The 24,415-nt window shown below is 49.4% G+C and carries 21 protein-coding genes; 14 read left to right on the top strand and 7 right to left on the bottom strand.

Going from position 1 to position 24,415, the window contains the following annotated elements:
- Positions 1-77: 77 nt before the first annotated feature.
- Together AC6B99_RS09755 and AC6B99_RS09750 are read left to right on the top strand one after the other, a co-directional pair.
- On the top strand, positions 78-1,415 hold the full coding sequence (locus AC6B99_RS09755) for an ArsB/NhaD family transporter (RefSeq protein ID WP_442952549.1): 1,338 nt from the start codon (positions 78-80) through the stop codon (positions 1,413-1,415).
- A 197-nt stretch (positions 1,416-1,612) separates the two neighbouring features.
- Positions 1,613-2,377: a YetF domain-containing protein gene (locus AC6B99_RS09750; protein WP_494865650.1), complete on the top strand. Its 765-nt coding sequence runs from the start codon at positions 1,613-1,615 to the stop codon at positions 2,375-2,377.
- An 82-nt stretch (positions 2,378-2,459) separates the two neighbouring features.
- Here the strand turns inward: AC6B99_RS09750 and spoVB are convergent, their stop codons facing one another.
- Positions 2,460-4,025, bottom strand: a complete 1,566-nt coding sequence (gene spoVB / locus AC6B99_RS09745) for a stage V sporulation protein B (protein ID WP_056039972.1) — start codon at positions 4,023-4,025, stop codon at positions 2,460-2,462.
- Positions 4,026-4,185: 160 nt separating this feature from the next.
- Between spoVB and AC6B99_RS09740 the strand changes: the two genes are divergently transcribed.
- The 8 genes from AC6B99_RS09740 to dtd all read left to right on the top strand — a co-directional run bounded on the left by AC6B99_RS09740 (position 4,186) and on the right by dtd (position 13,513).
- On the top strand, positions 4,186-4,425 hold the full coding sequence (locus AC6B99_RS09740; RefSeq protein WP_046229349.1) for a post-transcriptional regulator: 240 nt from the start codon (positions 4,186-4,188) through the stop codon (positions 4,423-4,425).
- Positions 4,426-4,507: 82 nt separating this feature from the next.
- Entirely contained in the window at positions 4,508-5,740 is a 1,233-nt protein-coding gene (secD, locus tag AC6B99_RS09735; protein ID WP_046229348.1) for a protein translocase subunit SecD, read from the top strand.
- Entirely contained in the window at positions 5,730-6,650 is a 921-nt protein-coding gene (gene secF / locus AC6B99_RS09730; protein WP_074904695.1) for a protein translocase subunit SecF, read from the top strand. Before secD ends, secF begins: the two co-directional genes overlap by 11 nt.
- A gap of 26 nt (positions 6,651-6,676) precedes the next feature.
- Positions 6,677-7,600: a cation diffusion facilitator family transporter gene (locus AC6B99_RS09725; RefSeq protein ID WP_494883107.1), complete on the top strand. Its 924-nt coding sequence runs from the start codon at positions 6,677-6,679 to the stop codon at positions 7,598-7,600.
- Between the two features lie 31 nt (positions 7,601-7,631).
- The gene (gene recJ / locus AC6B99_RS09720; RefSeq protein ID WP_494883109.1) at positions 7,632-9,665 is read left to right on the top strand and encodes a single-stranded-DNA-specific exonuclease RecJ; all 2,034 of its coding nucleotides are present in this window, start codon (positions 7,632-7,634) and stop codon (positions 9,663-9,665) included.
- A 55-nt stretch (positions 9,666-9,720) separates the two neighbouring features.
- Positions 9,721-10,233: an adenine phosphoribosyltransferase gene (locus AC6B99_RS09715; protein WP_056040144.1), complete on the top strand. Its 513-nt coding sequence runs from the start codon at positions 9,721-9,723 to the stop codon at positions 10,231-10,233.
- A 242-nt stretch (positions 10,234-10,475) separates the two neighbouring features.
- Positions 10,476-12,656: a RelA/SpoT family protein gene (locus AC6B99_RS09710; RefSeq protein WP_056040147.1), complete on the top strand. Its 2,181-nt coding sequence runs from the start codon at positions 10,476-10,478 to the stop codon at positions 12,654-12,656.
- A 410-nt stretch (positions 12,657-13,066) separates the two neighbouring features.
- The gene (gene dtd / locus AC6B99_RS09705; RefSeq protein WP_496663274.1) at positions 13,067-13,513 is read left to right on the top strand and encodes a D-aminoacyl-tRNA deacylase; all 447 of its coding nucleotides are present in this window, start codon (positions 13,067-13,069) and stop codon (positions 13,511-13,513) included.
- Between the two features lie 149 nt (positions 13,514-13,662).
- Here dtd and AC6B99_RS09700 read toward each other — a convergent pair whose 3' ends face one another.
- The 4 genes from AC6B99_RS09700 to AC6B99_RS09685 form a co-directional block, all read right to left on the bottom strand.
- Complete coding sequence (locus tag AC6B99_RS09700) at positions 13,663-14,316, bottom strand: HXXEE domain-containing protein (RefSeq protein WP_056039980.1); 654 nt, start codon at positions 14,314-14,316, stop codon at positions 13,663-13,665.
- On the bottom strand, positions 14,313-14,903 hold the full coding sequence (locus tag AC6B99_RS09695; RefSeq protein WP_056039982.1) for a TetR/AcrR family transcriptional regulator: 591 nt from the start codon (positions 14,901-14,903) through the stop codon (positions 14,313-14,315). Before AC6B99_RS09695 ends, AC6B99_RS09700 begins: the two co-directional genes overlap by 4 nt.
- 166 nt (positions 14,904-15,069) lie before the next feature.
- Entirely contained in the window at positions 15,070-15,750 is a 681-nt protein-coding gene (locus AC6B99_RS09690) for a hypothetical protein (RefSeq protein WP_056039983.1), read from the bottom strand.
- Between the two features lie 18 nt (positions 15,751-15,768).
- Positions 15,769-16,323, bottom strand: coding sequence for a M57 family metalloprotease (locus AC6B99_RS09685; protein WP_496663273.1), 555 nt, complete (start codon positions 16,321-16,323; stop codon positions 15,769-15,771).
- 295 nt (positions 16,324-16,618) lie between these two features.
- On the opposite strand from AC6B99_RS09685, the gene AC6B99_RS09680 reads away from it, so the two are divergent.
- From AC6B99_RS09680 to AC6B99_RS09665, 4 genes are all read left to right on the top strand, one after another.
- Complete coding sequence (locus AC6B99_RS09680) at positions 16,619-16,792, top strand: hypothetical protein (protein WP_200931660.1); 174 nt, start codon at positions 16,619-16,621, stop codon at positions 16,790-16,792.
- A gap of 775 nt (positions 16,793-17,567) precedes the next feature.
- Positions 17,568-18,818 (top strand): histidine--tRNA ligase, encoded by a 1,251-nt coding sequence (gene hisS / locus AC6B99_RS09675; protein WP_056039987.1) that lies wholly within the window; start codon positions 17,568-17,570, stop codon positions 18,816-18,818.
- Positions 18,819-18,902: 84 nt separating this feature from the next.
- On the top strand, positions 18,903-20,714 hold the full coding sequence (gene aspS, locus AC6B99_RS09670; RefSeq protein WP_172455681.1) for an aspartate--tRNA ligase: 1,812 nt from the start codon (positions 18,903-18,905) through the stop codon (positions 20,712-20,714).
- A 76-nt stretch (positions 20,715-20,790) separates the two neighbouring features.
- Positions 20,791-21,546 (top strand): tRNA threonylcarbamoyladenosine dehydratase, encoded by a 756-nt coding sequence (locus tag AC6B99_RS09665; protein WP_056039991.1) that lies wholly within the window; start codon positions 20,791-20,793, stop codon positions 21,544-21,546.
- Positions 21,547-21,629: 83 nt separating this feature from the next.
- On the opposite strand, the gene AC6B99_RS09660 is transcribed toward AC6B99_RS09665, so the two are convergent.
- Together AC6B99_RS09660 and AC6B99_RS09655 are read right to left on the bottom strand one after the other, a co-directional pair.
- The gene (locus tag AC6B99_RS09660; RefSeq protein WP_494883123.1) at positions 21,630-22,388 is read right to left on the bottom strand and encodes a response regulator; all 759 of its coding nucleotides are present in this window, start codon (positions 22,386-22,388) and stop codon (positions 21,630-21,632) included.
- Positions 22,389-22,412: 24 nt separating this feature from the next.
- On the bottom strand, positions 22,413-24,344 hold the full coding sequence (locus AC6B99_RS09655) for a sensor histidine kinase (protein WP_496663272.1): 1,932 nt from the start codon (positions 24,342-24,344) through the stop codon (positions 22,413-22,415).
- Positions 24,345-24,415: the final 71 nt, after the last annotated feature.

Genomic DNA, 24,415 nt, shown 5'->3' with positions numbered 1-24,415 from the left:
AGTACAGGCAAGCGGAAGGGTGGACGAAATTCTATCCAATTACGTATAATGTGAGGGATAAGAAAGGGTGAAGCGAGATGGAAACCAAGGCAGCAGGAATGCTTTACAATCCGGCGGCTTGGCAGGTTATCGCGGTAGCAGTTATTTTTTTGGTAACCTATGCCTTTGTCATTACGGATAAAATCAATCGGGCAGTGGCGGCGCTTGCAGGCGCATTTCTCATATTGGTGCTGGGCATATTGGACTTGCGTTATGCATTTACGGAGGCGGTCGGCTGGCGGGTCATTATGCTGCTCATCGGCATGATGCTGCTTGTCGGCATTTTGAACCGGGCAGGTGTCATCCCATACATAGCGATCAAGCTGGCCCAGTGGGTCAAAGGAAGCTCGTGGAAAATCTTTATACTGCTCATTGCCTTAACCGGCATTAGCTCAGCTTTTCTGGACAATGTAACGATTATGCTGCTCGTCATTCCGGTAACAATGTCGATTACAAAATTGCTGAAGCTGAATCCTTACCCTTTTATTTTTGCAGAAATTGCTGCTTCCAACATCGGTGGTGCTGCTACTTTAATCGGTGATCCGGTTAATATGATTATTGGCTCTGCGAACAAGCAGTTGACGTTTAATGCTTTTATCATCCATTTAGGACCTGTATCGTTGTTTATATTGATCGTTACGATAGGCTTGTTTTTGTTCGTATACCGCAAGCATTTTAAGCCTACGCATAAAAGCAAGGAAGCAAGCGAGCTGATGAAGCTTTCCGCCAGCTCCTACATTAAAAATCGCCCGCTGATGATCAAATCGGTCGTCGTTTTTTTGCTAACCATTATTGCCTTTACGCTCCATTCGGCATTAGGCATTGAGCCGGCGGCTATCGCGCTTGGCAGTGCGGCACTGCTCATGGTCATAGGTTTGAAGCGCAAGGAAGCAGAAATTGCCTTCCGCATGGTGGATTGGGGTACGATATTATTTTTTATCGGCTTATTTATTATGGTAGCGGGACTTTCGGCAACGAATTGGACCAATCAAATCGCTTTAGTTGTGCTGCAAATGACTTCCGGTAATGTTGATATAGCGTCATTGCTGCTATTGTGGATTTCCGGTGTAGCCTCCGCTACGATGGATAATGTGCCGTTTGTAACGGCAATGGTTCCTGTTATTCAAGCGATGGGTGCTGAGCTGGGACTGAGCGCGGGTCAAATGGAGCCGCTGTGGTGGTCGCTGTCGCTTGGCGCAAATCTCGGCAGCAACGGCACGCTCATTGGCGCTTCCGCAAACGTAATTGCCGCAGGCCTTGCTTTGCGGGAAGGCAAAAGCTTTCATTTTAGAGCCTTTCTTAAAGTAGGTGCGCCAATTGCGCTTATGTCGCTGCTCGTCTCTACGGCTTATGTGTATTTTATTCTGATCCCGTAATTTTATGTTTTCCCGCCTTTACCATAAATTCGTGCCTGGCCGTTTCGTATGAGGGAGATGGCGGCAGGTGAGAATACGTGTACAGACCGCTCAGGCCAACATGCAGCAGGCGCGAGCGATGAAGGAGGCGGGACCACTTGGAATTTCTGACCCTTGTGCTGCGTACCGTATTGATTTATTTCATCGTATTTCTCATCATGCGGTTTATGGGAAAACGGGAAATCGGCAAGCTGTCGGTTTTTGACCTCGTTATCTCGGTTATGATTGCGGAAATAGCTGTGATCGTTATAGAGGATTTGGATCGAACGATGTGGGAAGGCATTGTGCCGATGGTTATTTTAATGCTGGTGCAGGTGGGAATGGCTTTTGTGGCGCTGAAAAATCGCAAGCTGCGGCAGCTATTTGACGGGAAGCCAAGCGTTATTATGGCGAAGGGCAAGCTGAATCGCGATGTCATGCGCAAGCAGCGCTATAATCTGGATGATTTTATGCTCCAGCTTAGAGAAAATCAAATTACAAGAATCTCGGATGTGGAATTTGCGATTTTGGAAACGAGCGGCAAGCTGTCGGTCATTCCTAAAAGTACAGAAGGGTCCCCGGAAGAGATAGCGGAAGAGCGTTTGAATGTGGAGGAACAACGGAGCAGGGGCGGACACGAGCTGCAGCAGCAGGCGGAAGAAGGCAGTAGTGCTGAGCATAATTCGGATTTGGCGGGCAAGCTGTCTATGCAGCAAAATGCTAAGGTCATTCCGCCCAAATATCGTTTTGAGATTTTGCCTATTCCGCTCATTATGGATGGCAAAGTACAGGATGAAAATTTGGAGAAGCTGGAGAAAACCCGTTTTTGGTTGAAAAATGTCCTTCAGGATGAAGGGGTAACCGACTTTAAGGAAGTATTCCTTTGTACAATAGACCATAAAGGCAAGCTGTTTTTGGATAAAACGAAAAAGCCGCGAAAGTAGTTTGGGAGCAAGGATGTCCCAAACTGCTCGCGGCTTTTTTTTAACGATACGAATATATGAAGACATTATCGCAGGCGATGGTCTAGGTTCGTGAAAACCAATGGCCGATTTTGGGCAAGCGGGTGAGGTCATGCCGGTCAATAATGTTCGTCCAAACCATGAGCGCCAAATATACAATTGCGCCGCAAGCACAGGCCACAAGCAAATTCACCCATTCCGCAGCTACGGGCTCCCGATTCATAACGAAGCGTGCTGCGGCCCCCATAACAACCATAGCAGAGATGACCTTCATAAAATCGCGCAGCTTCATCCGGAAGCCGATCAGCTTGAGAACGCTAATGCCATGCAGCGCAGTGACTAGCACGATATTCAAATTAATCGCAATTAAAGCGCCATATATGCCAAATTCGGGCTTGGAGGCGAGATATATAATGAAGACCAGCTTAATAGCAGCTCCAATAAACGTGTTCATAAGCGCTTTGCCCGGTTTATCGAGCGCCTGAAGAGTTGCTTGCAGGGGAGCCTGCAAATAAATAAAAAGGCCGACAGGAGCAAGCAGCTGCAGCATCGGTGCAATCTCGCTGTGGTTGTACAGCATCCGGCAGATCGGCTCGGCGAATAGGCCGAGAATGACGACGAAAGGCGCTCCGGCGACAAGGGCCAGCCTCATCGATTGGTGCAAGCGCTTATGGATCGTAGCCATATCGCCGCGTGACGCTGCTTCAGAAAGCGACGGAATTAGCGAGGAGGCGAGGGAATAGGTCAATGCGGTTGGCAGCAGGATGAGCGGGATGACCATTCCTTGCAGCGCCCCGTACTGTGCCGTAGCAATGCCTGTAGCAATGCCTGCCGTAGCAAGACTGCGAGCGGTGAAAATAGATTCGAGCAAATAGGAGAGCGAGCCGACAAGGCGGCTGGCTGTAACCGGTATGGACAGGCTAAGCAGCTTGCCCATAATGGGTCCCTTATCAGCAGCTGTTGATGGCATGCTTGCCTCAGACAGCAGAGCGGGAGTCCTTTTTTCCCTCGCATATTTCCACAGCAGGACGGCTAGGCCGCCGATTTCACCGACCACGACGCCAAGCATGGCGCCAGCCGCTGCCCATTCCAGCCCTTTGGGCATGAGAAGCATCGCGAAGCTAAGCGAGAAAATAATTCGCAGCACCGTCTCCACAATTTGGGAAGCGGCGGAGGGAATCATATTTTGCTTGCCCTGGAAGTAGCCGCGAAATACAGATGAGACGCCGACGATCAGCAGCATCGGCGTCATGAACAGAAATGTGCGCTGCACACGCTTGTCCGGCAGCAAATGCGCAGTAATCCAAGGCGAGAACAGCAGCAGCAGGCTGGTCAGCGTGATGGCAAGAAAAATCGTAAGCAGCAGAGCACTGCGGAAAATATGGCGGACCCGCCCCTCATCTCCGTTTGACTGGGCTTCGGCAATCCATTTGGCAACGGCGAGCGGAATGCCGCCGGTAATTATTGTCAGCATAACCGCCAAAAACGGATAGCTCAGCTGATACAGCCCCACGCCTTCGGCGCCTATAATGCGCGGCAGCGCAATGCGCGGGACGAAGCCGAGAATTCGATTGATGACGCCTGCTGCAAGTAAAATCATGGCCCCTTTTATAAACGTTTGCTTGGTCATACTCGCCCCTCATTCCATTAGCCGTATTGTTGCAGTATCATAGTTATGCACGGCATGTCCGAATCATGATTGGATAATGAACATCGCTTTATGTGCAGGAATATGTGCTATGGACAGCGAATAGTAGCAGTCAAGGCAAAAAAGCACGGGAGGCGCGGCTATGGAGGAACAGGACCTGGTTCAGGTAATTGAGCAGCTGTGCAACAGCAAGGCAGAGGAGTTTCAGCTTATTGGCTATGAACATGCGAATGGGAAAGACATTTGGGCATGCGTAAGCGCTGGATATAAAAAGAGCGGGCAGCCGGAGCTGCACAAGCTGGTCAACGACATTTTATCGCTGAAGGTGACGAGCTTTATGAACTTTTTGACGATTAGCGCCTACCGGGGAACCCATTTCTAAGGGAAGGGTTTCTTTTTTTTGACTCAAAAATTGCTCGCAAGTATAATAGGAATATTGAGATCATAAGGGGGACTTAGGAAATATGAACGGGAAAAGATTATTTGCCTTCCTTGGGATCGTTGTCATCATGTTTGGCGTGATCGCTTGGACGAGCCCATCGCTGGTAAACGGCATTCGGCTGGGCCTTGATTTGAAGGGCGGATTCGAGGTGCTTTATGAAGCAGAACCGCTTGCAGCTGGCGATAAAGTAACGCCTACTTTGCTGAAGGATACGGCGAAAAGCCTCGAGGCTCGGGCGGACAAGCTGGGTATTTCCGAGCCGGAGATAACGACAGAAGGAACAAACCGCATTCGCGTCAAGCTTGCAGGCGTTACGAATGAGGATGAGGTAAGAAACATTATCAAGAAGCCGGTTAATCTGACCTTTAGAGCACCAGATGGCACGGTTGAGCTTCAAGGTGATGATTTTGTGCAAAATGCAGCTACGGTCGAATATGATTCACTGAACAATCCGGTCGTTTCGATTAAGCTGAAAGATGCGAAGAAGTTTGAGGATGTTACGACAAGACTGACGGGCAAGACGCTTGCGATTTATCTCGACGATGAAATGCTGTCGAATCCGAACGTCAACCAGCCAATCAGCGGCGGAAGCGCGCAAATTAGCGGCAATTTCACGCTTGATGAAGCGAATGATTTGAAAGATACGATTAATTTGGGCGCATTGCCGCTTAAGCTGACAGAGAAATACACGCAAAGCGTTGGCGCAAAGCTTGGACAGCAGTCGCTTGAAGATACCGTTCGCGCCGGCGTTATCGGCTCGGCGATTATTTTGGTGTTCCTGATTATTTTGTTCCGTATACCGGGCGTTGTAGCGGGTATTACGGTCATTACATTTACATGGATGCTGGTACTCGTATTCGAGATGCTGAATGTCACGTTAACGCTGCCGGGTATTGCCGCATTTGTACTCGGGATTGGGATGGCGGTCGACGCGAATATCATTATGTACGAACGGATCAAAGAGGAAATCCGCAGCGGCAAAAGCTTGCTTTCCTCCCTTAAAGCAGGCTCCAAAAACTCGTTCCGTACGATTATGGATGCGAACATTACGAACATGATTTCCTGCGGCGTGCTTTATTACATCGGAAACGGTGCGATCAGAGGCTTTGCACTGACGATGATTTTGAGTATTTTGGTCAGTATCGTTACAAACATTTTCTTCTCACGCCTACTGATACATTTGCTGATTCGCAGCAACCTGTTTACTAAACCTAGCTATTTCGGCGTGAAGGAGGCGGACATCCGTGAACTTTAAAACAACAGTGCATTTTGACTTTATCAAGCATAGCAAAAAGTTTTTCATGGCTTCTATTATTTTGACGGTTTTAGGGGTTATCTCGCTGTTCCTGTTCAACCTGAACTATGGCGTCGATTTTAAAGCGGGTACGAATATGGATATCGCAGTCGGCAAAGCTTTGACCCAAGCGGAAGCGAAGGAAGTTTTGGCAACAGCTGGCGTTACGAACGTTACACCGACTGTTGGCGGCACGAACGGCGATCGCGTTTCAGCTCGTTTTGAAGAAGTATTGGAGCAAACGAAGGTCACGGAAATTCAAAATGCGTTTAAAGCAAAATTTGGCGATCAAGTATCGGCAGAGGTCAACGTAGTATCCCCGGATATGGCGCGTGAGCTTGGCTTCAAGACGATTTATGCCGTTATTATTGCAAGTATTGCGATTATGATTTATGTCATGATCCGTTTTGAATGGCGCTTTGCTTTAGCGGCGAACATTGCGATTTTGTATGATGCTTTTGTCGTAGTCGCTGTATTTTCGATTTTCCGTCTGGAAGTCGATCTGCCGTTTATTGCCGCAGTATTGACGACAATCGGTTATTCGATTAATGATAAAATCGTTATTTTCGACCGAATTCGTGAAAATCTTCGTTTTGGCAAGCTGAAAACGCGTGATCAGCTCGCAGATATGGTCAATCAGAGCCTTTGGCAGACGATGGCGCGTAACATTTATACGGTACTGGCCGTACTCGTTATCGCGGTTTGTTTATTCCTTTTCGGAAGCGAGTCGATCAAGCTGTTCGCCTTGGCGAAAATTATCGGTCTGACAAGCGGCGCATACTCGTCGATCTGTATTGCGAGCCCGCTCTGGCTTCTTCTTAAAAGCAAACAAAAGCCTAAAGCAAAGCAGCCTGCCAAGACTGCGGTCTAACAGCGTAGAAGGAGGCAGTCATGACAATGAACCAACGATATACAAAAGCAGAGCCGGCCAGCTGGTCAGGAATTTGGGGTAATGCGGCGTTGGCGTTGTTGAAAGGGGCAGCAGGCTGGCTGTCCGGCAGCAAAGCATTGCTTGCGGATGGTTGCCGATCGGCAGCTGAGGCGGCGGCTATTTTTGCGGAAAAGGTCGTTTCGCAGCGTAATGAAAGTGGCAGCGAAGCCCCTTCCAGCAGCGCTGCTGCTGGAAAGCATAAGGAAACACGGAAGACAGAAACCGTCATGAATGTCGTTTTAGCGGCAGCCTTGCTCCTTATTGGCTTGGAAATTGGCATTTCGGCTGTTCGGGACATTGCAGAGGGCATTAGCAAGCCGCCTCATTGGAGTGCGCTTGTCGTTCTGGCTGGCTGCCTGCTCGTGAAGGAGCTCGTCTGGAAACAGCGGGAGCATGGCAGCAGCTTGTATGCGACACTTGCTGTGTTCATTGGTGCAGGAGCCGCGTGGCTGGGCAAGCTGATTTCGCTTCCGGTGCTTTATTATTTTGATTCGGCAGCTGCTATCGTCATATCGGTTATCGTCATGAACGGCGGCTATCGCATTATTGTGCCTTCCCCTCATAGAGAGGAAGCTGCCGCAGAAGTATACAGCGAAAATACCGAGGAGCTTATGCAGCTCGTTCAACGGGTGGAAGGCGTCGTCACCGTACAGTCGCTGCATGCTCGCGAGCGGGGCCATTACGTCGTTGCGGAGGCGGTTATTAGCGTTAATCCGCGCGTGACTGTGCTTGAAGGGCATGAAGTGGCGAAAAGAGTGAAACGACTGCTGTTGACACGCTTTACCCACCTAACGGACGCAACGATTCATGTCGAGCCTTATGACCCAGGTTATCCTTATAAATCCAATCACGATCCGAATCAGGAACATATGCCTACGCTGCTTCAATAGCGCAGCGCGGCAGAAAGGAGTTGAAGTCGGCGTGATTCAAGCAAAAACACGTTGGAATCTTGCACCTTGGGATGAGCAGGCAGACGCGGCGGCGAAAGAGCTTTCGACAGCTCTTAGCCTGTCACCGCTTGCCGCCAAGCTTTTGGTGCAGCGCGGCTACAAGGAGATCGCACAGGCGGAGCAGTTTTTAAGAGGCGGCTCTGAGCATTTGCATGACCCGTATTTGCTGAAAGATATGAGGGAGGCTGTCGCCCGTATTCGGGAGGCGGCCTCAGCTGGCGAAAAGATACGTATTTATGGCGATTATGATGCCGACGGCGTATCCAGCACCTCGCTGCTCGTACATGTGTTTCGCGAGCTTGGCCTTCATTTTGATTATTATATTCCTCATCGTGCTCTAGAAGGTTATGGATTAAACAAGGCGGCGCTGGAAAAGGCGGCCGCCGAGGGTATCCGCTTAATCGTAACGGTTGACACCGGCATCAGCGCCTATGATGAAATTGCCTACGCCAAGGAGCTTGGGCTTGATGTCGTTGTCACCGACCATCACGAACCGCCAGCACGTATTCCGGATGCCTGCGCCGTAGTTAATCCGAAGCGGCATGATTGCACTTATCCTTTTGAAGGGCTGGCAGGCGTTGGTGTCGCATTCAAGCTGGCGCAAGCGCTGCTGGAACGCCCGCCTATGGAGCTGACAGACATTGTCTGTCTCGGAACGATTGCGGATTTAATGCCTTTAACTGGCGAAAATCGGATTTTAGTCAAAAGCGGGCTGGAACGGCTTCGCCAGACGACGAATACCGGATTTCTAGCGCTGGCTGAGTCGACGGGCATCGAGCTGCCGTCAGTTACTTCCACGACAGTTGCTTTCGGCATGGCACCGCGCATTAATGCGGCTGGCAGGCTCGATCATGCGCGGCGCGCTGTAGAGCTGCTCATAAGCGACAACTACGACGAGGCTATATTGGCAGCAACTTCGCTCGATATGCTCAACCGCGAGCGGCAGCGCATCGTGGAAGGCATCGTCAAGGAAGCGGAGGAGCAGTGGGCGCAGAAGCGAGCGCAGGCTGCGGATGCGGGCGAGGCGGAACCGGCGGTTATTGTACTGGCGGGAGAAGGCTGGAATGTTGGCGTTATCGGCATTGTGGCTTCCAAGCTGCTGGAGCGCCATTACAAGCCTGTAATTATTCTCGGTATTGATGGGGAGAGCGGCATGTGCAAGGGCTCTGCGCGCTCCATTGACGGCTACGACCTGCATGCAGCACTTACCGCCTGCGATGAGCTGTTGGACCATTACGGCGGCCACCAAGCGGCGGCAGGCATGAGCCTGCATCGTGACCAGCTGGCTGAATTTGAACGTAAGCTTGGCGAGCTTGCTTTGGAATGGCTCAGCGAGCAGGATTGGATTCCAAAAACGGGCATCGATCTGCAGTGCAAGGTTGAAGAAGCTAATTTGCAAACGATCAATGAGCTAGCGCAGCTGGAGCCGTTTGGTGCGGGCAATCCGTCGCCGCGCCTGCTCTTTCAGGGAGCAGCTCTTGCAGACAAGCGAACGATGGGCAAGGAAGCGAAGCATCTTAAGCTGACCGTGAAAAGCGGGCAAGCTGTACTGGAAGCGGTAGGCTTCAGCATGGGAGCTATTGCCGACCGACTGCTGGCGAGCAGTCCTGTCGATCTGGTAGGCGAGCTGTCCATCAATGAATGGAACGGCCAGCGCAAGCCGCAGCTGCATATTCATGACCTGTTCAGCGGAGGCGCGTATGCAAAGTTCCCTGAGCGTGAGCATTTCGGTCAAGTGTATCAACTGCTGCGTAGAATGAAGCAGGCACCGCTTGAAGGGCTTGCGAAGCGCCTGGCGGAGATGAGCGGCTGGCCGCAGGAAATGACCGAGGTTATGCTGCGCGTATTTACCGAGCTTTCGTTTATCCGCATCGAGGATGGTTTGGCGATCGTTGCAGAAGCGCCGGAGAAGCGGGAGTTAAGTACAGCCACTGCCTATCAGGAGGCAAAAAGTAAAGCCGAACAATTGCAATCTCCATTGGTTGCAGCTACAATATTGGTTTGACAACACCAGAATGGCGACAGACAGAAGGGACGAATAATTAATGAGCGAGTCACAAATTAATTTTAAAGATTACATTCGGGTCATTCCCGATTTCCCACAGCCAGGCATTCGCTTCAAGGACATTACTACTTTGCTGAAGGATGGCCCGGCTTACCGAGCTGCCATTGAAGAAATGCGCAAAGCGGTTGAGCATTTGAAAATCGATGTCGTTGCAGGACCAGAAGCGCGCGGCTTCGTTATTGGCGCTCCGCTTGCCCTTGCACTCGGCGTAGGCTTTGCGCCTATTCGCAAAAGCGGCAAGCTGCCAGGCGAAACGATTGAAGCAAGCTATGACCTGGAGTATGGTAAAGATGTGCTCGCTATGCACAAGGACGCCATTCAGCCGGGGCAGCGCGTACTGATTGCCGATGATCTGCTTGCAACAGGCGGCACAATCGCAACTTCCATTAATTTAATTCGCCAGCTTGGCGGGGAAATTGTTGGTTCGGCCTTTCTTATCGAATTGTCTTATTTGACAGGCCGCGAGAAGCTTGGCGATATGGACGTCGTTTCTCTCATTACTTACTAGCCATTATTTGAAGGATGAAATAAAATCGTTTGAACGTTTAAGCCAACCAGCTGCTGCTGGTTGGCTTTCGCCCTATAAAGTCCCATTTTACCGGATACAATATTAATATTTCCATGACTTAAATCGACACTTCAATCGACAGCATAGTTGACGTCATGCTATGCTTACAGGCATAATATTAGAAAACTCGGAAAATGCGCGAAGGGGAGCCGAAGCAGGGCTCATTTCGGAAAGGGATGTTCATGGGCATAGAGCAGTTAATTGAAAAGGCATCGGCCTATATGAAGGAACAGGACTTATTACGCATAAGGGAAGCCTATCATTTTGCAGATCAGGCTCATCATGGACAAGTGCGGAAATCAGGCGAACCTTACATTTTACATCCGATTGCTGTAGCAGATATATTGGTGGATATGCAGATGGATGTGCTGTCCATTATTACAGCTTTGCTGCATGATGTGGTTGAAGATACGACAGTCGATTTGGAGACGGTACGGGCGAAATTCGGCGAAACCTGCGCAATGCTGGTTGACGGACTGACGAAGCTGGAGAAAATCCGTTTTCGTTCCAAGGAAGAACAGCAAAACGAAAATTATCGGAAAATGTTTGTGGCGATGGCGCAGGATATCCGCGTTATTTTGATTAAGCTCGCCGATCGCCTGCATAATATGCGGACGCTGAAATTCCAGTCGGAGGAGGCGCAGCGGCGCATCGCGTATGAGACGCTGGAAATTTTTTGCCCCATTGCGCATCGGCTCGGTATTTCCGCGATTAAGTGGGAGATGGAGGATATTGCGCTTCGGTATTTGAATCCGCAGCAATATTATCGCATCGCCAACTTGATGAAGAAAAAACGGGCGGAGCGCGAGCAGTTTATTGCCGATGTCATTGACCGCATTGAAGAGAAGCTTGGCGAGATGGGCATTGAAGGCGATATTTCCGGGCGCCCGAAGCATTTGTACAGCATTTACAAAAAGATGACCGACCGCAACAAGCAGTTTAATGAAATTTATGATCTGATGGCGATTCGGATCATCGTTGAGAACATTAAGGATTGTTATGCGACGCTCGGCATTATCCACACGCTGTGGAAGCCGATGCCGGGACGGTTCAAGGATTATATCGCGATGCCGAAGGCGAATATGTACCAGTCGCTGCATACGACGGTTGTAGGGCCCAATGGCGAGCCGACCGAAGTGCAAATTCGGACATGGGATATGCATCGTACTTCAGAATACGGGATTGCGGCGCATTGGGCGTACAAGGAAGGCACGGTCGTGCCAAACCGCAACTTTGAAGATAAAATGTCTTGGTTCCGCGAAATATTGGAGCTGCAAAATGACGCACGCGACGCATCCGAGTTTATGGAATCGCTGAAAATGGATTTCTTCTCGGATCTCGTCTTTGTATTTACGCCGAGCGGTGAAGTCATTGAGCTGCCAGCCGGCTCTGTGCCGCTGGATTTTGCTTATCGCATTCACACGGAGGTTGGCAATCGCACGATTGGCGCCAAGGTGAACGGCCGTATTGTGCCGCTTGACCATAAGCTCAAAACCGGTGATATTATTGAAATTCTCACCTCTAAGCATTCATACGGACCGAGCCAGGATTGGGTGAAAATTGCACAATCGTCGCATGCCCGCAGCAAAATCAGGCAGTGGTTCAAGAAGGAGCAGCGCGAGGAAAATGTGGCGAAGGGCCGCGAGGCTGTCGAGCGTGAGCTCAAGCGCCTTGGTCTGGAGCCTTCGGCTTGGCTGACCGAGGACAAGCTGCAGGAGGTTGCGTCGAAGTTCTCCTTTAACGATGTGGAGGATATGCTGTCCGGCGTTAACTTTGGCGGCGTGACCGCTGCGCAGATTTGTACCCGTCTAACGGAGAAGCTGCGCAAGGAAGCCGAGAAAAACAATACGATTGAGCTCGGTACGGATAAAGATGCGAAATCGGGAGGCAGCCGTAAAAATCGCCAACACCATGGCGTAACGGTACGAGGCATCGACAATTTGCTCGTTCGCTTCGCCCGCTGCTGCAATCCGGTGCCAGGCGATGCTATCATTGGCTACATTACGCGTGGCCGCGGCGTCTCGGTGCATCGAATGGATTGCCAGAACATTCCGTTCGGCATGGACGGTGAGGAAGCTGATCGCGTCATAGAGGTGGAGTGGGAAGAATCGGTCGAGGCCAATTACAGCGTCGATATTGAAATTACCGGCCATGACCGCAATGGTCTGCTCAATGAAGTGCTGCAGGTCGTATCTGGCAGCAAGACGAATATTTCTGCAGTGACCGGTCGTTCCGTGAAAAATAAAATGGTCATGATTCATATGACTGTGCTGATTAAGAACGTTGAGCATCTCTCTTCTGTGGTGGAGAAGATTAAACGGGTACAGGATATTTATTCCGTCCAAAGGATTATGAATAACTGAGTTTGCTGTAAAAGCCTTGGTGGGGAAGGGCGGGGGGACGCTGCGTGAAAGGTTTGGGTTTCGGTCGCCATTGCTCCTGAATTTCATCGAATTTACCGTTGCACGGTAGAAATTCAGGAGCAAAAGCGAACGCTCCGCTCCTCAATCCCAAACCTTTCACTCCACTCCCCCCTCCTTTTCCCCGAAAAGGTTTTAAAAGCAAGTTTAGCTATTTGCCAGTAGGCAACAAGCTAAAAATACAAAGTCATGAACCCCCTGCCCTGATTAAATCTTAATAGGGCAGTTAAACGGGAAAACATTTATTACGCTCGATAAACTAAGTGGGAAGCAATAGCATAGTCGGAAGCATTAGCATAGAGATGGCGGCGTATTTTGCCGCCTTCTTCTTTTTTAGAGAGAGGATGGAAAGCATGAAGGTTGTTATTCAGAGAAGCAAGCAGGCGAGCGTGACCGTCGAAGGAGAAGTAACAGGGGCAATCAACTTTGGATATGTACTGCTCGTTGGGATTACCCATGAAGATACGGAAGCCGACATCAAATGGATGGCCGATAAAATCGCGGGCCTGCGCATTTTTGAGGATGAGGCCGGAAAAATGAATTTATCCATCGTCGATAAGGGTGGCGCTATTTTGTCGGTATCGCAGTTTACGCTGTATGGAGACAGCCGCAAAGGCCGGAGACCGAACTTTATGGCTGCTGCCCGCCCAGAGCAAGCGGAGCCGCTCTACGAGCAGTTTAATGCCTATCTTCGCCAGCAGCACGGGCTGCAAGTGGAGACGGGGCGTTTTGGCGCTATGATGGACGTGTCGCTCGTCAATTGGGGTCCTGTTACCTTGATTTTGAACAGCAAGGAATAGATCCATAGAACCGCCAGCCGAATTTCACTTGGTATGGCGTACATATAAGAAACTTATCCAGTCAGTTCCTAGACAAAAAAAAGGCAGCCAACATATTCGGCTGCTTTTTTACGTCCTTCAAATTAGCTATGAAATGGGCCATTGCTGGTTTATTTTTTAAGACGGGCAAGCTTTTCTTCAACATTGAATTTTTTCATTTCCTCATTATCGAAAGGGTAAGGAGATGCTTTGTCGGCAAGCCATGTAAAGGTCATTTTGCTCATGATGACTACTATGAACAGGGCCAAGTAAAGAATTGCAAAGAGCCAGTCCCTTGCTGTAACAACACCAGTTGAGTGGATATGATAGAGATAATAAAAAGCCAAAGGAATATGCCCCAACACAGCCGCAGCCATTCCAGGATTGTAAAATTGACCTAGCTTCTTAGGAATCACGATTCCATGGACAACAAACTGCGCTAAACCAAATAAAATCGGTGGCAAACCAAGCCAAATCGTCTCAGGAAAAAAGATGGGCAGCAAATAGAATACGTAGCTTACGAGTACATTTGTAACCATTGCCGTATTTTGATTAAGAGGATAATGGCTGGGCATAGGGCTGGATTTTAATACCATGTTCAGAATTGCGGGTTCACCGCCAGGCCAACCATATTCCTCAAATTGATGGAGCAAAATAACGATAAAATTCATGAATAATACTTTTTGTAAAATTCCCATGTCGTTCCAAGCAAAAATCAAATAAACAATCGAAGCAAGCGCGATAACTAACCCGACGTTATACCAATGTCTTCTGAAAAACTTCATGATTCCTTTCCTCTAAATTTGTAAAAGTAAAGCTCCAAAAATAAATCAACTTGCTGCTCGATGGACTGCTCTGTCTTTAACATAGCTGCGGTTAACGTTGGATTAGCATTGCTTTTTATGACGGTCGGGAAGAAAATTGCCGCAAACATTTGAATAATGATGGGCATAATTCTCTCCTGGTCGGATAGTCCAACGATCTCGCTTACAGTACGGATTAGCTTCTCAATACCCTGGCTTTTCATGAACTCCATAAATTGATTGTGTGATTCAAATAGCTGCTCTTGGGAAAGGAGGCTTTTAGCTAGTTCTGGGTGTGCCAGCAATAATGACGAATACGCCAGCAAAAAATTTTTTAGTCGTTCAAGCGGAGGAGCCTCCGTATCATCCAACAGATTGAAAGTAACATGAAATGACTCAAGATGCCTTCTTAATACTTCATTGATTAATTTGTCCTTTGAACCAAAATGATAATTGACAGACGCGACATTGGTGCCCGCTAGATCGGCTATTTTGCGCGTAGTAATTCCTTTGATGCCCTCCGACTTGATAAGTGCTATAGCGATTTCGAAAATTTTCTCTTTTGTCATGGTCTCCTCCATAAAATAAAAATTAAAATCAAAATTCAAACATTGTTTAAATCGATGTTTTAATCTGTGTTTAGATTACGCTATATTTATTCTACATGTCAACTAAAATAAGCCCCGCACACTCGCAATAACGAGTAAGTGAAGGGCTTCTATGCAACACCGACCTCTACTTGCTTTCCGCCCTCGCGGCGACTTGTGCTTTAATTTCTGCAAATAATCCTTCTTTAGTTAAACCGGTTATTTTATCGATATGGGCTAGTTCGATCTGCTCAGTCTGAAAATGAATTGTGCCACTCTGTTTAGTCGTTAAAGCCAGTTCTTTGTTTTCTGTATTCACTTTCAATGCAACGTTGCCAGCAGAATCCACTTCTACTTGAAAAGGTACGGAAGACGGGCCGAATACATCTTTCGTCTGTGCTTTTTTCAAAAACAGCACATACGTTTTATCAAAATCAGGTTTGCTGTAGTTGGGCAAATTGAGAGTGGCTTCATAGTCCACATCGTTTAACGTATGTTTTAACAAGACGGTATGCGGAATGGAGACATTAATCGTGCCCTTGGCATCGCCCAGCAACGATTCATCCACTACAAACGAATATACTTCGCTAAGATGATTTTCCCCCATGTCCCAAGTTTCTATAAACTTCTCGTAGTGGCCGAATACCACGTAATCGGAATTATGAACTAACCCTGCAACATCCCCGCTTACGGCATAATCGGGAGAATAATTTACATGAAACGTGCCGGGCGAATACTTCTCCTTCGCTGTAAATAGCAGCACCCCAGCCACAAGTGCTAAGCATAGCCCTGCAATTAGGAGCATCCTAAAATTGAATTTTACGGTCATTTTAAAGCCTCCCTTAATTTATAGTGGGTAAAGCGCATTTAGGCCGTTTTTATCATCGGTTTGAGGTGTGTAGATGGTCTCGCGATCTCTGCTTGAGTTCATAATAGCCTTTACAAGGAGTGGCGTATGACCGAGACCGAGCGCATGGCCTAATTCATGTCCTGCAGCGCTTCTTCTCGTATTGGATTGATTGGCTACAGCCGGATTTCCTATATTGATATCGGCGGTAAAGTAACTAGTTGAAGTTGTACCCGGACTCACATAAGTGATGCATACGCCAAACATCGAAGGATCATCGACATTTTGGGTGCCAACCTTGCTTAAGGTTGAAGTATTGAGCGCCGAAAGATTAAATTTAATTTTGCTTTGGGCACTATTCCAATCAGCAGCTGCTGAATCAAACGCAGCTTTATAAGCTGTATTTGTAGTTGCGTATTTCACATAAACGTTGTAAGGATTATTGGCGGATTTGGGCCATTTGTGCCCGGTAAACGTATAAGCGAACGCAGATGACGTAATAACAAGAGCCAGTAGCATGAAGGGTATCGCGGTTAATAACGATTTTTTTCGCATATTTAATTTCTCCCTTTTTTTGAATTTTTGCTGCAAATCACTCAAGCTCGTAGCATAATGACGATCGAAAAACAGGATATGTTTCAATTTATGGATGTATTTTCAAAAAAATGAGAGGGGAAAGGTTTAATGCTTTTTTTCGCTCGATTGGAGAGCAAGCAATAGCGTCAAGATGAAGATTAGGGCGGATGCCTTCTGGATACAATAGGGGAGAGAATGGGCGCGCTTAGCGCATTCGGCAGCGATTGGCCGCGGCCGGAGGCCTGTTTATTTTGTACCGGAGGCGAATGAACACATGCATCAATCCCGCAAGGAGCAAGGGCTGGAGCGGATTAGCCGCAAGCTGCTCCATGCCGATCGGCATGAAGCGATCAGGCTGTCACAGCTGGAGGAAGACATGGAAGCGGCAGAGGAATGGGCAGGATTTCCGTCTGCTGCTGGCAAGCGAAGCGACTTAAAGGACACGTAATAAAGCGCAGCGTGGAAACAGCGGCTCGCATATGCTGGCGGAAAAGCGGGAGTAAGGTCGAAATAGCCGGAAATAAAACGCTTTCTAAACTGTAATGTTACTGTAATCAAACGATAACGCTATTTTAACATCGCAAGCCTATAATAGACCTCGACCCCCTTTTTTAAAATATAATTTACTTTTGGACCTGCAATGTGATTGCAGGTTTTTTTCTGCCTTCTGGCGGTCTTGCCGCTGTTCCTATACAATCGGGCTGATTAGAGCTGAATCGCATCTTGACTTTCTGACCACGCCCAAGTAAAATGAAGCATCAGCACCATTCACTATAATGATTTCATGATGGAACAAAGTAATCCATGCGCATATATGCAGAGAGGAATGCCTTAGGCTGCAAGCATTCTTATAATGGCGGGATGAACAGACTTTCCGGAGAACAGACGGTGAACGTTAGCCTGCTGGGGCTTAAGCTCTAGGCAAGCGTTGTTTCAGTAGCCGTACTGCGGGTGACGGGCGTTAACCGTCTTCAAGCGAGCTTCTGCCTTCTGGCAGCTGCCTCGGAATGTGGGTGGTACCACGGGAGCTATACTCTCGTCCCTGACAGCAATATTTGCTGTTCAGGGGCGGGAGTTTTTTGCTTTAAATATAAGACGTTATAAGTCTCATACTTACCACTGGCTTATATTTCACCGCAAAATGAACCCTGCCGTCATTACACGGCGCGCACCATTTTGCTTGTTCTCATCGTTTTTTAGCAGCAGGTTAGGAGGAAAATGACATGGCATTTCAAAAATTACCAGGCACGCAGGATATGCTGCCAAGCTCAATCGACAGCTGGCAGTTCGTAGAGCAGAAGGCACGCGAAATTTGCCGACGCTTTAATTTTCGCGAAATTCGCACGCCGATCTTCGAAGCGACCGAGCTGTTCCAGCGCGGCGTAGGCGAAACGACGGACGTCGTGGAGAAAGAGATGTATACGTTCACGGATCGCGGCAATCGCAGCGTGACGCTTCGTCCAGAGGGCACAGCCGGGGTCGTTCGGGCCTTCGTTGAAAATAAACTGTATGGCGAGCCTGATCTGACGAAGCTGTATTACATCGGCCCTATGTTCCGCTATGAGCGCCAGCAAGCCGGGCGTTACCGCCAGTTTCACCAATTCGGCGTAGAGGCGATGGGCTCGGTTAATCCGGCACTTGATGCTGAGGTTATCGCTTTGGGCTATACGTTTTATACCGAGGTTGGCCTTAAAGGGGTGCGCGTCGAAATCAATTCCGTCGGAACGCCGGAAGTAAGGCTTGCCTTCCGCGAGCGGCTGCTTGCTTTCCTCGAACCGAAGCGCGAGCTGCTGTGCAAAGATTGCCAGTCGCGGATGGACCGCAACCCGCTGCGTGTGCTGGACTGCAAAGTCGACCAGAAGCATTTTGAAGGCGCTCCGTCGATTTTGGACAGTCTGGATGAAGAATGCACAACGCATTTTGAAAAGGTTAAAGCGTATTTGACGGCTATGAATATTCCGTTCGAAGTCAATTCGAAGCTGGTGCGCGGACTGGATTATTACACGCACACCGCCTTTGAATATAAAGCGGAGGGCATCGGTGCCATCGATACGATTGGCGGCGGCGGGCGCTACAATGGGCTCGTTGCTGAAATTGGCGGACCGGATCAGCCGGGCGTTGGACTTGGCCTTGGCCTCGAGCGGACGATTTTGCTGCTTGAGCATCAAAAGACGGAAGGCATTAAGGAAGCGAGCCAGGTCGACGTTTACGTCATCAGCCTTGGCGAGGCAGCAGAGCGTGAGGCGACGAAGATCGTACACGAGCTGCGTGCAGCAGGCTTGCGTGCTGACCGTGACTACACGGACCGCAAGATGAAGGCACAGATGAAGTCTGCGGACCGCTTCAAAGCACGTTTTACCGCCATTCTTGGCGACGACGAGCTGGAGCGCGGCGAAATTGCGCTGAAAAATATGGAAAGCGGCGAGCAGCGCACCGTAGCCATCAGCGAGCTGGCAGCAGCGATTCAAGCTTAGAGACTGCGACGAAATAAAGGACCGCTAATTTCCTCGCAGCTCCTTCGTTCACTAAATCTTTTAAATAAAAGGAGCATAACCATTATGTTGAAAACACATCCATGTGGAAAATTAACAAAAAGCGATATTGGACAAACGGTCATTTTGAACGGCTGGGTACAGCGTCGTCGTGACCTAGGTGGCGTATTGTTTATTGATCTTCGCGACCGTACAGGTATCGTTCAAACAGTATTTAACCCTGATTTTTCCGGCGATGCGCTGGCGATTGCTGACCGTGCCCGCAACGAGTTCGTGCTTGCTGTTCAAGGAACAGTCGTTGAGCGTGATCCAGAAACCGTTAACGCGAACCTGGAAACAGGCGAAATCGAAGTGCGCGTTGAAAAAATCGAAATTATGAACGCGGCAAAAACACCGCCATTCCCAATCGAAGACGGCGTCGAAGTTGACGAGTCGCTGCGTTTGAAATACCGTTACCTCGACCTGCGTCGTCCGGAAATGCAAAAAACATTGCTGCTCCGTTCGAAAGCAGCGAAAATTTTCCGCGACTTCCTTGATGGAGAAGGCTTTATTGACGTTGAAACGCCAATTTTGACTAAGAGCTCACCAGAAGGCGCGCGCGATTATTTGGTGCCGAGCCGCGTGCATGAAGGCGAATTTTTTGCCCTGCCGCAATCGCCGCAAATTTTCAAGCAATTGCTAATGGTCGGCGGCATTGAGCGCTATTATCAAATCGCTCGCTGCTTCCGCGATGAGGATCTTCGCGCAGACCGTCAGCCTGAGTTCACACAAGTCGATATCGAAACGTCCTTCCTGTCGCAGGATCAATTGCTGGGCATGATGGAGCAGCTTGCTGCAAGATTGTTCCGCGAGACGGTAGGCGTGGAGCTTGCGCTTCCGTTCCAGCGCATTACGTATGAAGATGCCATCAACAAATATGGCTCCGATAAGCCTGACCTGCGCTTCGGCATGGAAATTCAAGATATTACCGATATTGTCGCGACAAGCGAAGTGAAGGTATTCGCAAGCGTAGCAGCATCCGGCGGCGTCGTGAAGGCGTTCAATGCCAAAGGCTGTGGCGGCTGGAGCCGTAAAGAGCTTGACGATTTGCAGCCGTTCGCTGCTCGTTATGGCGGTAAAGGCTTGGCTTGGATTACGGTGAAGGATGGCGAATGGCGCGGTCCAATCGTGAAGTTCCTCAAACCAGAGGAAATCGCGGCGCTGACTGAGCGTTTGCAAGTAGAAGATGGCGACTTGCTCACATTTTCTGCTGACAAGAAAAAAGTCGTTGTTGATGTCATGGGCAACCTGCGCCTGAAAGTGGGCCGCGAGCTTGGTCTGATCGACGACACTAAATTTAAATTCGTATGGGTCGTAGACTTCCCGCTGCTTGGCTGGGATGAGGATGCACAGCGTTATGTAGCCGAGCATCATCCGTTCACACGTCCGCACGAGGATGACCTGCACCTGTTTGATACAGATCCAGGCAAAATCCGCGCTCAAGCTTATGATATCGTCTTGAACGGCTATGAAGTAGGCGGCGGCTCGATGCGTATTTACAAGCGTGAAGTCCAGGAAAAAATGTTCAATGCGCTTGGTTTGTCCCCGGAGACCGCACAACAGAACTTCGGATACCTGCTGGATGCATTTGAATTTGGTACGCCTCCGCATGGCGGTATCGCTTTCGGCTTCGACCGTCTCATCATGCTGCTGGCTGGCCGCACGAACCTGCGTGAAACGATTGCATTCCCGAAAACAGCGAACGCAACCGATCTGCTGTGCAATGCGCCGTCCGAAGTTGAGCTGTCCCAATTGGAGCAGCTTCATATCCGTACAGTGCCTAAGCCTGCGAAACAGCCTGCCCCGGCAGGAGCAGCACCAGAAGCACCTCAAGCTTAATGGAGCGGGCGGGCGAAACAGCCCGCCTTCCTATGTAGTTGCTTGGAATAGATAACGGAAGGGACGGCGATTTTAGATGCTGCACCAATTTTCACGCACGGAGCTGGCAATTGGGCCGGAAGGCCTTGAGCTGATGAAAGGAAGTACGGTAGCGGTGCTCGGCATCGGTGGCGTCGGCGGCATTGCTGCAGAGGCGCTGGCCCGTACAGGCATTGGCCGTATTATTTTGGTCGATAAAGATGTTGTCGATATTACGAACGTCAATCGCCAAATTCATGCGCTTACGACGACCGTTGGCGAGCCGAAGGCCGACTTGATGCGCGACCGCATTAAGCTCATTAACCCGGAATGCGACGCGGTATCTCTCCGCATGTTTTATACAGAAGAGACGTATGAGAAATTTTTTGAATACCCGATTGATTATGTTATTGACGCTTCCGATACCATTTCGTACAAAATCCATTTGATTAAGCAGTGCCTGGAGCGCAAAATCCCGATTATTTCGAGCATGGGCGCCGCTAACAAAATGGACCCGACGAAATTTGAAGTTGTCGATATTTCCAAAACCCACACCGATCCGATTGCCCGCGTTGTGCGCCAGAAGCTGCGCAAGGAAGGCATTAATAAAGGCGTGAAGGTCGTATTTTCCTCGGAGACGCCGAAGAAGCCGCGACAAGATGTGACGCAGCGCATCGTGCCCGAGAACGCGCCGGAAATTCGCAAAGCCCAGCAGCCGCCAGCGAGCAACGCCTTTGTTCCTCCTGTAGCGGGGCTGATCATGGTCAGCGTCGTCGTGCAGGATCTGCTGGCGAAGGCAGATATTACCGTATAAATAGTCGCGGCTTACAGCCCAAAAAAAAACCAGAGCGGATATGCCTAGGCATATTATTGGCTCTGGTTTTTTTGTTTGGATCCTTATTTCTGAAACTCCTTCGGTGTAAAGCCCGTCATCTGCTTGAAGATGCGGCTGAAATAAAATTGGTCGCTATAGCCGACCTGTTCACCGACCTCCTTGACGGAGAGATGGGAGTGATTGCGAAGCAAATATTTCGCTTCGTTGATGCGCAGCGACATCAAGTAGCGGGAAGGGGGCTCCTCCGTATGCTTAATAAAAATTTTGCTCAAGTAGGACGCCGTAAAATTGAAGCTGCGGGCAATTTGCTCCAGGCTGAGATCTTCGCTATAATGCTCGCGCATAAAGTTTTGCACCATTTGCACCAATTCCTCCGTATCCGCTCCGCTTGGCTGAAGGCTTTTCATCTGGGTTTTAAAATCAGTCCGTTCCGCCTCAATTAGCGTCTTTACGCGATTGTATACCCGCGAAAGCTCAGTGGTCGCAATCGGCTTCAGCAAATATTCAATGACATTGTACTGAATCGCTTGCCGTGCGTATTCAAAATCAGCGAAGCCGCTCGTAATGATTTTGCGCATGCGCGGATAATAGCAGTGGATAGACTGAATGAGCTCAATGCCATCCATGACAGGCATCCGAATGTCGGTAATGAGCAAATCCGGCTGCTCCCGGTTCACAAGCTCGAGCGCCTCTTTGCCATCTTGGGCGGAGCCGACAATTTGAATAGCCTCATCCAGACCTTCGAGCTTGCGCACCAGCGTACCTCGGATGATATCCTCGTCTTCGGCAACAACGACTTTAATGACGTTTGCTTGAGCCATAAGCGAATGCCTCCCTTTGCCTAGCTATAGTTTGCCGCCGATTCTAATAGCCGCCCCGCCTTCGGGGCGATTGTGAATCTGAAATACAGCTGCATCTCCATATGTGAGCTTCATTCGAATATAAATGTTCAGCAGCCCCATGCCGCCCAGCTTGAGCACGGGTACGACATGCGTCTCATCAACCTCGCAAATACGCGCAAATAAATGCGCCAAGCTTTCTTCCGAAAAGCCAGGGCCGTTATCTGCCACCTCCAGGTGCCAATCCTCGCCTTCGATTTTGCCGGAAATGCGAATTTGCCATGGCGGCTCATGCTGCGTCCCGAACTTCAGCGCATTTTCAACAAGCGGCTGCACGACCAGCTTAGGGATGCGCAGCTCCCGCATGCGCTCGTCCACCTCCATTTCATAATGAAGCTTCTGGCCGAAGCGAATTTGGTTAATATCCAGAAACTTGCCTGTATGCAGCAGCTCATCCTGCAAGCTCACAATGGCTGCATCTGTGGAGAAATAGCGCAGAAAATCGGACATGTTTTCAGTCATAGCAACAATTTGCTCATTCATATTTTCTTCGGCCATCGCATGAATGGTCGCGAGCGTGTTATACAGGAAATGCGGGTTCATCTGGGATTGCAGCGCAACGAGCTTCGCCTGCATTTCCTGCGACTGGGACAGCAGCAAATCGTCCATCGATTCCTTCAGCCGCGAGCTCATGCGCACAAAGGAAACATGCAGCTGGTCCAGTTCATTGAGCCCGCTGCCGAGCGTCTGGGCGGCTACTCTGCCGGTTCCGAGATCCTCCAGCCGCATGCCGCGGATCGAACGGTGGATTTTCAAGATCGGATACGTAATCCGTTTGGATGCCGCATAGGAAAGCATGATCGCAAACAACAAAATGACAAAGGCGACGAGGACAGTCTGCTTGGCGAAAGCGAATACAGGGACGAGCAGCTTGCTCTCGGACACGATAATGAGCGTATTCCAGCCAGTCAGCTCCGAGCGGTGCAGCGACAATAGCTCCTTTGCCCCCGTATTGGGATTAACGAAGGACAAATAACTGCCCTTGCCCTGCGTCTGCGAATTGGTTTTGCCTGCCGTCAAGCTGGCGTAAGCCGCGTAGTGCTGCTTATCCGCCTGCAGGGGATAAATGATATCTCCATTGTCATTGTATACGAGCACCTGCGCACCATAAGGATTTTCCCCCGTAAAAGCAAGGATGCTGCTGAAAATTCGATTGTAATATTGCTTCACTTCAACAATGCCGGTTGGATCATTGTAATTGTCATAAAACTGGCGGAACAGCGAGACTGAATATTGCATGTCGCTAGATGAAATATAACGGGACATTTCCTCATCGGGTACGGGCAGCGAAATGATTTTGCCATTTTGCATCGCTACAACCGCTTTAAACCAAGGCTTGGTCGCCGGATCATAGGTGCGTTCGCCATTGTCAAAGCCATTGCCATACATTTTGTTTTTAAAATCATACAAATACAGCTGCTCCACCGGGCGCGAAGGGCCGATAGCCGCAGTCAAAATTTCAGCCAGCGCCTTGGCATTTTCAACTGATTGGCTTTTAGAGACGCTCGGAAACGATCCGCTGCCCATGCCGCCGGAAAGGCCTAACTTTTGTTTATTGCTCTCTCTATCGGTATCCGTATCACTACCATCTCCCGTCTGTGTTTGATCGGGCAGCTCCGAGGTGTAACGCTTGAAATGATTTTTGACCAAATTGGAGTACATCACATTGAGCGAAACATCATTCATTTTTTGAATTTCCGAATCAATATGCTCTTGCATCGAGCGGCCCATGCTGGCAAGCGAATCGGTTGCATTTTGCTTGAGCAGATCAGAGGACCAAAGGCAAAGCCATACGACTAGCACGGTAAACACGATGAAAATAATAAGAGAGTAGGTGGAGAACAGAACAGCTTGAATCGTTTTGAATTTAGTAAGCATCACTACCTCCAGCCGTTCACGCGCACCGTTGTTGCTTTCATTTTGCTGCTAGGCGGGCATTTTGTCAAAGA

Source organism: Paenibacillus liaoningensis (assembly GCF_059609455.1).
Note: the sequence above shows the minus strand (reverse complement) of the source record. Positions and strands in the feature narration are given on the sequence as shown.